The 12,270-nt window shown below is 73.3% G+C and carries 11 protein-coding genes and 1 pseudogene; 4 read left to right on the top strand and 8 right to left on the bottom strand.

What is annotated here, in order from left to right:
• Positions 1–64: 64 nt before the first annotated feature.
• A pseudogene (locus HTZ77_RS45955) lies at positions 65–517 on the bottom strand (FAD-dependent oxidoreductase); the annotation flags it as partial.
• Between the two features lie 128 nt (positions 518–645).
• Between HTZ77_RS45955 and HTZ77_RS10020 the strand changes: the two are divergent.
• Positions 646–1,281, top strand: coding sequence for a TetR/AcrR family transcriptional regulator (locus HTZ77_RS10020; RefSeq protein ID WP_328808508.1), 636 nt, complete (start codon positions 646–648; stop codon positions 1,279–1,281).
• Here HTZ77_RS10020 and HTZ77_RS10015 read toward each other — a convergent pair.
• The 3 genes from HTZ77_RS10015 to HTZ77_RS10005 are packed head-to-tail and all read right to left on the bottom strand — an operon-like array spanning position 1,253 to position 3,555.
• A complete protein-coding gene (locus HTZ77_RS10015; protein WP_175589238.1) occupies positions 1,253–1,681 on the bottom strand; it encodes a tautomerase family protein in 429 nt (142 codons plus the stop codon). The genes HTZ77_RS10020 and HTZ77_RS10015 overlap by 29 nt on opposite strands.
• Before the next feature lies 1 nt (position 1,682).
• Positions 1,683–2,324, bottom strand: coding sequence for a TetR/AcrR family transcriptional regulator (locus HTZ77_RS10010; RefSeq protein ID WP_175589237.1), 642 nt, complete (start codon positions 2,322–2,324; stop codon positions 1,683–1,685).
• A 34-nt stretch (positions 2,325–2,358) separates the two neighbouring features.
• Positions 2,359–3,555: an alpha/beta hydrolase family protein gene (locus tag HTZ77_RS10005; RefSeq protein WP_175589236.1), complete on the bottom strand. Its 1,197-nt coding sequence runs from the start codon at positions 3,553–3,555 to the stop codon at positions 2,359–2,361.
• Between the two features lie 240 nt (positions 3,556–3,795).
• On the opposite strand from HTZ77_RS10005, the gene HTZ77_RS48130 reads away from it, so the two are divergent.
• Entirely contained in the window at positions 3,796–5,250 is a 1,455-nt protein-coding gene (locus HTZ77_RS48130) for a sensor histidine kinase (protein ID WP_328808507.1), read from the top strand.
• Positions 5,247–5,963 carry a response regulator gene (locus HTZ77_RS09995; protein WP_175589235.1) on the top strand — a complete coding sequence of 239 codons (717 nt, stop codon included), beginning with the start codon at positions 5,247–5,249 and terminating at the stop codon, positions 5,961–5,963. The genes HTZ77_RS48130 and HTZ77_RS09995 overlap by 4 nt, the downstream gene beginning before the upstream one ends.
• A 34-nt stretch (positions 5,964–5,997) precedes the next feature.
• On the opposite strand, the gene HTZ77_RS09990 is transcribed toward HTZ77_RS09995, so the two are convergent.
• On the bottom strand, positions 5,998–6,318 hold the full coding sequence (locus HTZ77_RS09990; protein ID WP_175589234.1) for an ArsR/SmtB family transcription factor: 321 nt from the start codon (positions 6,316–6,318) through the stop codon (positions 5,998–6,000).
• A 92-nt stretch (positions 6,319–6,410) separates the two neighbouring features.
• Here HTZ77_RS09990 and HTZ77_RS09985 point away from each other — a divergent pair, with 92 nt between their 5' ends.
• Complete coding sequence (locus HTZ77_RS09985) at positions 6,411–7,409, top strand: zinc-dependent alcohol dehydrogenase family protein (RefSeq protein WP_175589233.1); 999 nt, start codon at positions 6,411–6,413, stop codon at positions 7,407–7,409.
• Between the two features lie 24 nt (positions 7,410–7,433).
• Here the strand turns inward: HTZ77_RS09985 and HTZ77_RS45945 are convergent, their stop codons facing one another.
• The 3 genes from HTZ77_RS45945 to HTZ77_RS48125 are packed head-to-tail and all read right to left on the bottom strand — an operon-like array spanning position 7,434 to position 12,108.
• Complete coding sequence (locus HTZ77_RS45945; protein WP_175589232.1) at positions 7,434–7,943, bottom strand: DUF1269 domain-containing protein; 510 nt, start codon at positions 7,941–7,943, stop codon at positions 7,434–7,436.
• Positions 7,940–9,349: an MFS transporter gene (locus HTZ77_RS09975; RefSeq protein WP_175589231.1), complete on the bottom strand. Its 1,410-nt coding sequence runs from the start codon at positions 9,347–9,349 to the stop codon at positions 7,940–7,942. The genes HTZ77_RS45945 and HTZ77_RS09975 overlap by 4 nt, the downstream gene beginning before the upstream one ends.
• Complete coding sequence (locus HTZ77_RS48125) at positions 9,346–12,108, bottom strand: cation-translocating P-type ATPase (protein ID WP_175589230.1); 2,763 nt, start codon at positions 12,106–12,108, stop codon at positions 9,346–9,348. The genes HTZ77_RS09975 and HTZ77_RS48125 overlap by 4 nt, the downstream gene beginning before the upstream one ends.
• Between the last annotated feature and the right edge of the window lie 162 nt (positions 12,109–12,270).

Below are 12,270 nucleotides of genomic sequence, written 5' to 3'. Positions count from 1 at the left end.
GGCGCGCGTCCGACAGCGCGGGCCGGATCCGCGACCACGCGCCGTCGGCGCCGACGACCAGGTCGAACTCCTCGGTCGAGCCGTCGTCGAAGCGCAGGCGGGCGGTCCCGTCGCCGGTCGGGGTGACCCCGGCGGCCGGGCGTCCCCACTGGACCGTGCCGGGGGCGAGGGACCGGAGCAACAGGCCGCGCAACTGGCCGCGGTCGATCTCGGGCGCGTTGCCCGGCCCGTCGACGGGGTGTTCGTGGTGCGTCAGCTCGCCCGTGACGGGGTCCAGGCCGCGCAGCTCCTGCCCTTCGGGACGGGCCAGGGCGGCGAACTCCTCGAACAGGTCCGCGGCGCGCAGCGCGGCCTGTCCGGTGTCGACGTGCAGGTCCAGCATGCCGCCCTGCCGGCGGGCGTCGGCTGAGGTCTCGCGTTCGAACACGGTGACCTGGTGGCCGTGCCGCTGGAGGGTCCGGGCGCAGGTGAGGCCGCCGATGCCGGCGCCGACGACGGCGATGCGGGGAGAGGTCATGACACAAGGGTCCCTTCGAGTCGGGAACGCGCCGGGAGCCCGGCGCGTCGCGAAGGAAACGCTAGCCACTTACAAAGTGTAGTGACTAGTCTTTTGAAGTGGATGTGCGTTGACGATACGCTGAGCGCGTGACCGAACCCCTGGGGCGCCGCGAGCGCAAGAAGGCGCAGACCCGCCAGGCACTGGCCGACGCCGCGCTGCGGTTGTTCCTCGAACGCGGCTACGACAACGTCGGCGTCAAGGACGTCGCCGAGGCCGCCGACGTGGCGGTGACCACCCTGTTCAAGCACTTCCCCAGCAAGGAAGCCCTGGTCTTCGACCTCGACGCCGACCTCGAGGCCGCACTCGTCGCGGCGGTGCGCGAGCGCCCCGCGGGCCGGTCGATCCCCGCGGCCCTGCGCGCGCACGTCCTGGAATGGGCGGTCAAGGTCGCCGCGGACGAGCGGGGCGCCCACATCGCGCGCATGGTCGAGGGCACCCCGGCGCTGAGCGAGTACGCGCGGCGCATGTGGATGCGTCACGAGAGCGCCCTCGCCCGCGCCGTCGCCGAGGAGGTCGAGGCGCCGGCCGGCGACCTGGCCTGCGCCGCGCTGGCCCGCTTCGCGCTCGAGGCCGCCGACCTCGTCCAGCGGGACGCCGACCCGGGCGAGGCCGCGGCGGTGGTCTTCGGCCTGCTCGAACAGGGCTGGAGCGCCACCGGCCACGAGCCGGCCGGCGGCGCGGAGCGCGAGGCGGTTACGCCGAGGGGGCGTGAGGGGCGCTGAGCGGCGGTTGCCCCGAAGGGGTGACGTACTGGGCGATGCCATGGCCGAGCGACCAGTCGATCGGCTCGTTCTCGGTCACGGCGACGAACACGTTGCGCGGCTCGGTGCCCGCGTAGGCGTGGGCGAGCTCGGCGATGCGCCGGTACATCGCCTGCTTCTGCGCGGGCGTGCGGCCGGAGCGCATGGTGATCACGACGTAGACGATGCCGTCGTCGCGGGGCACGCCCAGGTAGTCGTCGTAGCGCAGCGTGCTGCGGGTGCCGTCGTGGCCGGTGAGGATGTGGAACCGGTCGTCGTCCGGGATGCCGATCGTCTCGACGAGGGCCTCGTGCACGGCCCGGCTGAGCGCGTCGAGCCGGCCGGCGTCGGCCCCGAGCGCGTCGATGCGGACGAGAGGCATGTCAGCGGCCCTCCTTCCGAAGCGGCCGCGCGGACGGCTCCTGAAGCGGTCGCTCGGACGGCTCGGCCGGTCGCGCGGGCGGGTGGGCGTGGGCGGTGAGCAGGGCGAGGGCGCCGTCCACGGCCCGCGCGTACGCCTCGGCCGAGCCGGCGGCGCGGGCCAGCACGTAGCCGCCCTGCACCACCGCGACGAGCGCGGCGGCCGTGGCCTCGGGGTCGAGGCCGGGACCGAGCTCGCCGCTCGCCCGCCCCTGCTCCAGCAGGCCCGCGAGCCGGTCGGTGAGCCAGGTGAAGTACTCCTCGACCGGCGCCCGCAACCGGGGGTCGGCCATCACGTCGGGGTCCTGGGTGAGGCGGCCGACCGGGCAGCCCCGCAGGGCCTCCCGCTCCCGCCGCAGATAGGCGGCGATCCGTCCGGCCGCGCTCCCGGGCCCGTCGAGCTCGGCCTCGGCCCTGCTCCTCGTCTCCTCGGCGCTGCGCGCGATCGCGGCGAGCGCCAGGTCGGGCTTGCCGTGGAAGTGGTGGTACATGCTGCCCTGACCGGCTCTGGACCGCTCCTGGATCGCCTTCGGGCTGGTGCCCACGTAGCCCCGCTCCCACAGCAGCTCACGCGTGCTCTCGATCAGTCGTTCCCTCGTGTCCACGCCCCCGAGTGTACATACTGGTAGGTACAGCCGGTCACGCGCAGGTCTTCCGTTCCGGGACGCAGTGCTTGACCTCGGGGTAGCGCGCCGACGGCGCGTCCAGCAAGGGCTGCGGCTTGTTCAGCAGGTGCCGGTCGAAGAAGGCGGCGACGTACGTCCGGGTGATCGTCAGCCCTCGCTCCCCGGGCAGGTCCGCGCCGACGTCGATGCCGAGTTCGGCCGCGATGACGCCGACGTCGTTGAACGACGCGTGCTCGGCGCCCGTCACCAGCAGCCAGCGCTTCCAGCCGGTCATGAGCTTCCAGTCGCGCTCCCAGGTGGCGGTCGACTCGTTGCCGGACCCGGGGGTGTACGTGGCGGGCTTGCCGAAGAACATGAACGGCCGCTTCAGCTCGCGGGTGAGGGTGTCGGGAGGCGTGGTGCCGTCGATGTCGATCCCGGCGCGCAGCCGCGAGTCGGCGGCCAGCGCGGCCACGGTGCTCGCGCCCCCGATGGAGTGGCCCGCCATGCCCATCCGTGACCTGTCGATCAACCGGCCGCCCTTCCACGCCGGGCGCGGCCCGGTCAGCCGGTCGAGCACGAACGAGACGTCGGCCGCGCGTACCTTGACCTGCTTCGTGGACAGCGACGGGTCGTGGTCGCCCTCGCAGGGGACGCAGGTGGTGACCCGGCCGTCGGGGAAGGTGGTGGCGACCGTCTCGTAGGTGTGGTCGATCGAGGCCACCACGTACCCGCGGCTGGCCAGGTCCTCGGCCAGGGCGGTCAGCGTGCTGCGGGGCTTGCTGGATCCGGGGGAGAGCACGACGAGGGGCAGGCCGTGCGCGTGCCCCGCCGGCTTCGCGTCGGTGAAGGCGTTGGTGCGCGTCGTGCTCAGCAGGGCGGGCGGGAGGCCGGTCAGCTTCGCGTCCTTGAGGAAGAGCTCCGACTCCTTCGGCGTCATGTACGGGGCCCGCTGCCGGCCGGGCGAACGGGCCGGGTACCACAGCGAGACCATGAGCTCGCGCGCCTTCACGGAGGGCACCCACGGGTCGGGGCGTGAGGTGTCCTTGAGGTAGAGCGACGTGGCGCCGACCGGGTGCGGGCCGGTCGGCTCCGGCAGGTACGGCTTGTCCGGGGCGGCGGCCGGGGCCTTCGAGGCGGACCCCGGGGCGGCGGGGCCGGCCCAGGCGGGGGAGGCGGCCGACGCGGCGGCCAGGGCGCCCGCGAGGAGGAGCGCTGTCACGCGACGCATGGAACATCCGTTCTTCCGATGAGACGGCCGCCCTCGACGGGAGGGCCCGGTGGACGGCTCTATGACGGGTAAGAAGCTAGGCGCCCGCGGCCCGCGCGGGCGTCGTCCGCCGCGCCGATCTTGGATACCCCGCGCGGACGACCCGGGCAGCGGGTCATCCCTGGGATGTACTCCTCAAGGACGCCTCCCCGGTCATTCAGGACGATGCGCCACGAATCATGCCGACGCGACAATGTGCCGGTGACTGCTGACGAACGACGGACCCGGTGGCGGCGGCTGCTCGACCTGCCGCTGCTCGACCTGCGGCTGCTCTGCCTGTCGCTGCTCGACATGGTGCGGCCGCGGGCGCGGACCGCCCGGCCGTCCCGCGGGGCCCTGGTCGCCGACGCGCTGCTCGCGGCCGTCCTGACCGTCGCGGCGCTGCTCGCGGCGGGCCACGGCTCCGGCGACGGGACCGGGGACCGGGCGGAGCCGGTGTCCGGACTGCTGCGGCTCGGGACCGCGCCGCTCACCTCGCCCGCGCCGCTCACCTCCGCGCGGACGGGGGTGCGCCCGCCGGAGCCGCCGGAGCCGCCCGAGCCCCCTGAGCCGCCCGAGCCGCCGCAGCCGGGGGAGATCCGGATCACCCCGGCCCTTCCGGTCGTGGACCTCTGGCAGGGTGAGGACGAGCCGCCCCTGCTGCTGGCGGCGCTCACCACGTTGCCCCTGGCGGTGCGGCGCCGCTATCCGCTGAGCACGTTCTGGGCGGTCATGGCCGCGGCGCTGGCCATGACCGGCGCGCAGACGTGGATCACCGTGGCGGCCGTCGCCGTCGCCGCGTACAGCGCCGTGGCCCACAGCGGCAACCGGGTGCCCGCGGTGGCGTCCCTGCTGCTCGCGGCCGTGCTCGCCGGTGCGGCCTCCCAGGGCATCACGCCGAGCCTGCCGAGCGCGCTGGGACCGTACGTGGTGCTGGTCAGCGCCGGCGCGCTGGCCGGTTTCATCCGGTTCTGGCGGCACAGCAGGCGCCGGATCGCCGAGATGCGGCGCGCCCAGGAGGAGGCCATGCGCGAGGCGGTCCAGGCCGAACGCTCGCGGATCGCCGGCGAGCTGCACGACGTGGTGACCCACAATGTCAGCGTGATGGTGATCCAGGCCGGCGCCGCCCGCAAGGTGATGGACGCGCACCCGGAGCAGTCCCGGGAGGCGCTCGTCGCGATCGAGGCCAGTGGCCGCGCCGCCATGGCCGAGCTGCGCAACGTCATGGGCCTGCTGGCCGGTCCGGACAGCGCCGCCGCGGCCGGGGCGGACGACGGGCTGGAGCCGCAGCCGGGGCTCGACCGGCTCGACGGCCTCGTCGAGCGGGTCCGCGCCGCCGGCATGCCCGTGGACTTCACGCTCTGCCTGCCGGAGGGGCCGCTGCCCGCCGGGGTCGAGCTGGCCGCGTACCGGGTGGTGCAGGAGGCGCTGACCAACACGATGAAGCACGCGGCCGGCGCGGCGGCCGCCGTCACGCTCGGCCATCGCGGCGACCGCCTGGAGATCGAGGTCACCGACACCGGCGGCACGCCCGGCGCGCAGTCGCGCACCGGCAACGGCCGCGGGCTGATCGGGCTGCGCGAGCGGGTCGCCCTCTACGGAGGGACCCTGGAGGCGGCGCCCGTGCCCGGCGGCGGCTTCCGCCTCAGGGCCGAGATCCCGTGGAGGGCGACGTGAACCCGCACGGCGGGACAGGAGAAGACGGCGGGAGCGGGGAGAGCCGTCCGCTGCGCGCCGTGATCGCCGACGACCAGGCGCTGGTCCGCACCGGCTTCCGGATGATCCTCATGGCCGACGGCATCGAGGTGGTGGGCGAGGCGGCCGACGGGGCCGAGGCGGTCGCCGTCGTACGGCGGGCCCGGCCCGACGTCGTGCTCATGGACGTCCGCATGCCGCACATGGACGGCATAGAGGCCACCCGCCGGATCGTGGCCGGGGGAGCCGACGACACGCGCGTGCTCATCCTGACCACCTACGACCTCGACCAGTACGTCTACGCCGCCCTCACCGCGGGCGCCAGCGGATTCCTGCTCAAGGACGTCACCCCCGAGCACCTGGTGGCCTCGGTACGGCTGGTGCGCTCCGGCGACGCGCTGCTCGCCCCGGCGATCACCCGCCGCCTGGTGGAGCGCTTCGCCCGCCCCGCCGAGGCCGCGCCGGCCGTCCACGGCGACCTGTCGGAGCTGACGCCGCGGGAGCTGGAGGTGCTGCGGCTGCTGGCCACCGGCCTGAGCAACGCCGAGCTGGCCGACCGGCTGACGCTCAGCCCGACGACGGTCAAGACCCACGTCGCCCGGATCCTGTCCAAGCTGGGACTGCGCGACCGGGTCCAGGCCGTCGTCCTGGCCTACGAGACCGGCCTGGTCTCTCCCGGCCGGGCCGCCGGCTGACCCGCCGACCCGGGCCCCCGATCAGGCCGGCACGTCAGGCCGGCAGTGAGACCCGGGGCCTGGTCAGGGCGTCGAGCAGGCCGGGGAACGCCTCGTCCATCTCGGCCCGGCGCAGCGCGTTCATGCGCGAGGTCCCGACGTAGTACTGCCGGATCAGGCCCGCCTCGCGCAGCACCTTGAAGTGGTGGGTCGCGGTGGACTTGCTGACCGCGATGTCGAACGTCCCGCACGCGAGGTCCTCACCGGAGGCGTCGAGCTGCGTGACGATGCTCCGGCGTACCGGGTCGACCAGGGCCTCCAGCACCTGCTGGAGATCGAACTGCGACACGTCGGGGTGCGGCGGCGTACGTCCCATGAGCCCCATGGTACGACACTCATCGAAGTTTGACGACGATCGTACTTCTGTGCTTCAGTTGCCCCGTTCCCAGGAGAGCGAAGGACGAGGACATGGCGAGAACGGTGCTGTTCCACGAGATCGGCGGCCCCGAGGTGATGCGGCTGGAGGACGTCGAGCCGGGAGAGCCGGGGCCGGGCGAGGTGCTGATCCGGGTGGACGCGATCGGCGTGAACCGGGCCGAGGCGCTGTTCCGCGGCGGTCACTACATCGAGCCGGTCAGGCGGTTCCCGGGCAGGCTCGGGGCCGAGGCCGCCGGGGTGGTCGAGGCCGTCGGCCCCGGGGTGACCGGGCTGGAGCCGGGCCAGGAGGTCAGCAGCGTGCCGGCGTTCTCGCAGAACGACTACGCCGTCTACGCCGAGCGGGCCGTCGTCCCCGCGTCGGCGCTCGTGCGCCGCCCCGACGGGCTGGACGCGGTCTCCGGCGCCGCCGTGTGGATGCCCTACCTCACCGCGTACGGCGCGCTGGTGGAGGTGGGCGGCATGCGGCCTGGTGACGCGGTGGTGCTGACCGCCGCCTCCAGCGGTGTCGGGCTGGCCGCCATCCACACGGCCAACCGCGTCGGCGCCACGCCGATCGCCGTCACCCGCACCGGCGGCAAGAAGGAGCGGCTGCTCAAGGAGGGCGCCGCCCACGTGATCGTCTCCGACGAGGAGGACGTGGCCGCCCGCGTGCTGGAGCTGACCGGCGGCAGGGGCGCCGAGTACGTCTTCGACGCCGTGGCCGGGCCGGGCGTCACCGACCTCGCGCGGGCCGTGGCGCCGGGCGGAACGCTGTTCCTGTACGGGGCGCTGAGCGGGCAGCCGACCCCGTACCCGGGCTTCGACCTGGGCATGCCCGCCCTGAACATGCGCACGTACACGGTGCTGGAGACCATCAGGGACCCCCGCCGGCTGGAGCGGGCGGTGGCGTTCGTGACCTCGGGGCTGCGCTCGGGCGCGTTCCGGCCCGTGGTGGACCGCACGTTCCCGCTGGAGGAGGTCGTGCGGGCGCACCGCCACATGGAGTCGGACACCCGGATCGGCAAGATCGTGCTCACCGTCGACCACTGACGCGCGCCCGTCCGGCGCGAGCGGTCAGGCCCGCGGCCGCTCCGGCCTGGCGGCCGCCAGAGCCGCCGCGAGCTGCGCCTCGGCCTCCGGGCTGAGCGACGTCCGGATCACCTGGCCGTGCTGCCGCAGACGCGGCAGGACCTCCTCGGGCGCCAGGTCGTGCACGAGCAGGATCAGCGCGGCTCCACCCGGCGGGAGGCCCTGGCGGAGCTCGTCGACGAAGTCCCGCGTCACGCCCGTGTCGCCGAACGCGCTCTTCCAGATGACGCCGCCGGCGACCGCGCCGACCGCCATGCCGAACAGCGGCGCGAGCAGCAGCAGCCCGATCACGCCGCCCCAGACGGCGCCGCCGGTGACCGCCACGCCGACGCCCGGCCCGCCCTGGCGCACCTGGACGGTGCCGTCCTCGTCCCTGATCATGAGCACCAGGTCCTCGACCTGGAGCGCGCCCTCCGCGTCCGCCTCGCGGGCATGCCGTTCGGCCAGCTCGGCGGCCGCCCTGTCGGGATAGGCGATGGCGATGAGATCCCTCACGTGCGCACCCCCTTCGGGTCGGGTCGCGTGGGGGAGGGAAGGCGTGCGGCGGCGGCCAGGCCGACCAGGGCGAAGACCGCCAGCGTGGCCATCGCGAGCGCGTACGAGCGGTTCCCGGAGGCCAGGTCGGAGACGAGGATCGTGCCGGCGATCGCCGTGCCGAACGACGAGCCGAGGTTGGAGACGCTGCGCGACAGCCCCGAGATCTCGCCCTGCATGCTCTCGGGCACGCTGGACTGGACGATGTTGACCGACGGCGTCAGCGACACCCCCAGGCCGAGCCCGATGAGCAGCAGCCCCGGGCCGAAGGCGATCACGCTCGACGAGACCCGCACCAGGGCGAGCAGGACCGCGATCCCGGCCACCGCCACCGCGAAGCCCGTCACGATCAGCATCTTCTGGGAGCGCCGGGCGGCGAAGCGCTCCGCCGCCAGCGAGGACAGGAGCACGCCGACGGTCGCCGGGGTGAAGATCACGCCCGTCTCGATCGCGTTGTAGCCGCGCACGGTCTGGAGGAAGACGGCCACGACGAACGAGACGCCCATGAGCAGCACCCACTGGATGTTCTGCGTCACCAGGCCGAGGTTCGAGGTGCGGTCCCGGAACAGCGCGGTCGACAGCAGCGGCTCCTTCCCCGCGCTCTCCCAGGAGCGCACGTGCGCGAAGAACCAGAGCAGGAACACCACGCCGAGGACGAGCGAGACCGTCATGAGCCCGGCGTTCTCGTCGGCCTGGAGGATCCCGAACACGACGAAGAACATGCCGGCCGCCGACAGGATTGCTCCCGTGATGTCGAAGGGGCGGTCCGGGTCCGGCGCGATGGGATCGACGATCCGGCGGCTGAGCAGGATGATCGCCACGATGACGACGGTCTGGAAGAAGAACGCGGCCCGCCAGCTGACGGCCGTGGTGATGAACCCGCCGATCAGCGGCCCGGCCGCCGCGCCGATGCCGCCCATCCCGCTGATCACGCCGAACGCCCGGGCCCGGGAGACGGTGTCGCTGTAGGCCAGCGTCGCGAAGATGTAGACGGGCGGGATCAGCAGCGCCGTGCCCACGCCCTCCAGTACCGAGTTGCCGAGGATCAGGATCCCGAGGCCGGGCGCGACCATGCTGAGCACGGCGCCGGCGCCGTAGAGCAGGAGTCCCAGCATGAAGCACCGCTTGCGGCCCCAGCGGTCGGTCAGCTTGCTGCCGGGGATCATGAAGATCGCCATGATCAGCAGGAACAGCGTGATCGTGATCTGCACGCCCTTCACGGTCGTGCCCAGGTCCTCGCTGATGTCCTTGATCATCACGTTCATGTTCGAGCCGGCGAAGCTGCAGATGAACTGCGCGAGCGCGAGCGGCGCCAGCAGGCTCCGCGCGGAGGCGGCCGAGCCGGAGGCGGCGGGCGTGCTGGTCATGGCCGGCTCTCCGGCGTGAGCCGCACGATTCTCGGGGCGGGCGCGGCGGCCCGGCCCGCGGGCACGCGGTGCCGCAGGACGACCTTGATCAGCTCTTCGACCACGACGAGGCTCGCCGCGATCCCCAGGCACGTCGCCCACTGGGCGACGACCAGCTCGGTGGTGCCGAAGATGCGCTGCAGCAGGCCGATCTCGGTGACCGCGACGATGAGGATCAGTGCGAGGGCGTACCGGCGCAGCTGCGTCGGTCCCGGCAGCGCCGCCCGCGACAGGATCGTGTTCACCTGGTCGCGCGCCAGCAGCCCGGCCGCGACGTGGAAGAGCGACAGCGTCGTCAGCAGCATGGTGGCCCCCGCGACGGCGCCGCCCTGCCGGGCCCCGATCTGGTACGCGGCCAGCGACCCGACGGTCATGACGAACCCCTGGACGCACAGGCGCACCCAGTTCCCCCGCGACAGCACCGGCGCGCCGACCGGCCGGGGCGCGCGGCTCATCAGGCCGCGCGTCGGCTCGTCGAAGCCGAGGGCGATCGCGACCGGGATGTCGATGAGCATGTTGACCCACAGGATCTGCAGCGGGGTGAGCGGGATGCCGCCGGCGATCCCGAACGCGGCCGCCCCGATGAAGATCGCGATGTAGGCGACCAGGGTGGACATCTGGAAGCGCAGGTACTTGAGCAGGTTGTCGTAGAGCGCGCGCCCGTACTCCACGGCGCCGACGATCGTCGCGAAGTTGTCGTCGGTGAGGATCATGACGGCGGCTTCCTTCGACACCTCGGTGCCGGTGATCCCCATCGCCACGCCGATGTCGGCGGCCTTCAGGGCGGGGGCGTCGTTCACCCCGTCGCCCGTCATGGCGACCACGTTGCCGGCGCGCTTGAGCAGCCGGACCAGGCGCAGCTTGTCCTCGGGGGCCACCCGCGCGACGACCCCGATCTCGTCGATGCGCGCGCGCAGCTCGTCGTCGCTCATGGCCGCGAACTCGGCCCCGGTGATCGCCCGTCCGGGGATGCCGAGCTCGCGGGCGATGGCGCCCGCGGTCGTCACGTGGTCGCCGGTGATCATCCGTACCCGGATGCCGGCGTGCGCGCACGTGGCGATCGCCGCCTTGGCCTCGGGCCGCGGGGGGTCGACGATCCCGACCATCGCGAGCAGCGTCAGCTCGCGCACCAGGCCGAACAGGTCGCCGCCGGGGTCGAAGGCCGCCGGGTCGAGGTCGCGCTGGGCCACGACCATGACCCGCTCGCCGGCGCCGGCCATGCGGTCGTTGGCCTCCAGCGCGAGCGGGCGGTTGGCGTCCGTCACCGGGACGAGGGTCCCGTCCGGGGAGCGGTAGGTGGCGGCGCGGGCGATGAGCACGTCGGGGGCGCCCTTGACGTAGCAGCGGACGACCGGCTTCCCGTCCGGGCCGGTCATCTCGTGGAAGGTCGCCATGAACTTGTAGTCCGCGTCGAACGGGACCTCCCCGACGCGCGGGTAGCTGCTGCGCGTGCTGTCGAGGTCGAGGCCGCCCTTGGCGGCCAGCACGATGAGCGCGCCCTCCGTCGGGTCGCCGATCAGGCTCTCGCCGTCCAGGACGGCGTCCGCGCACAGGACCATCGGCAGCAGGTACGGGTCGAGGTCGACGTGCGCCCCGCCGACGTGCTTGATCTCCCCGGCGGTGCCGTACCCCTCGCCGGAGACGGCGTAGCGGTTCAGCCCGGGGATCACCATCTCGCGGGCCGTCATCTTGTTGAGCGTCAGCGTGCCCGTCTTGTCCGAGCAGATCATCGAGGTGGAGCCGAGGGTCTCCACCGCGGGGAGCCGCTTCATGATCGCGTTGCGGCGGGCGATCTCGCGGGTGCCGATCGACAGCAGCGCCGTCACGACCGCCGGCAGGCCCGTCGGGATGGCGGCGACCGCGAGCGCCACGCCGGTGATGAACAGGACGTCGAACGGCTTGCCCCGGATCAGGCCGAGCACGACCACGAGGGCGAGGGCGATCCCGGCGATCGTGGCGATGATCTTGGACAGGCCGTCGAGCTGCTTCTGCAGCGGCGTCTTGTCGGCCTCCGTGCCGGCGAGCAGGCCCGCTATGTGGCCGATCTCGGTGTCCATCCCGGTCTCGGTGACGACGAACTCGCCGCGTCCCCGGGTGACGGAGGTGTTCATGTACGCCAGGCAGACGCGGTCCCCGAGCGGCACGTCCCCCTCGGGCACCGGGCCGGTCCGCTTGGCCACCGGCAGGCTCTCGCCGGTGAGGGCGGACTCCTCGATCTCCAGGGCCGCGGCGAGGCAGATCCGGCCGTCCGCGGGCACCCGGTCGCCCGCCTCGACCAGCACCACGTCGCCCGGCACGAGCTGCTCGGCGTCGACCTCGACCGGCTGGCCGTCCCGGCGGACCCGGGCGACCGTCTTCATCATCTGGGCCAGCGCCTGCACGCTCTCCTCGGCCTTCGCCTCCTGGCGCAGCCCGACCACCGCGTTGAAGACGGTGAGCCCGGCGAGGACGACGGAGGTCCCGGCCTCGTGCGTGACGAGCAGGCTGATCACCGCCGCGGCGAGCAGCACGATCTGCATGAAGTCGCGGTACTGGCGCAGCCACGCCTGCAGGACCGACTCCTTCTTCCGGCTCGCCAGCCGGTTCGGGCCGTGGGTCCGCAGCCGGTCGCTCGCGTCCTCGGAGGTGAGACCGCGCTCGGGCCGGACGCCGAGCTCCCGGGTCACCGTCGCCGTGTCGAGCGCGTGCCACGCGCGGTGGCCGTCATGCGTCGTTTCCACGGCTGCGTCCTCCGTTGCGGAAAGCCGCCGGTCGTCCCGGCGGACGTGCGCCCAGGGGGGAGGTTCCGACCTGACTCCGAAAAGAGTGCCGATACGTCGTAGAAAATGTCTGGAATGTAGGTATATGTCCCTTTAGGGGCTGAGGTAATCCTGCTGTCGCCG

The organism is Nonomuraea montanisoli (assembly GCF_013363975.1).
Lineage (GTDB): Bacteria > Actinomycetota > Actinomycetes > Streptosporangiales > Streptosporangiaceae > Nonomuraea > Nonomuraea montanisoli.
Note: the sequence above shows the minus strand (reverse complement) of the source record. Positions and strands in the feature narration are given on the sequence as shown.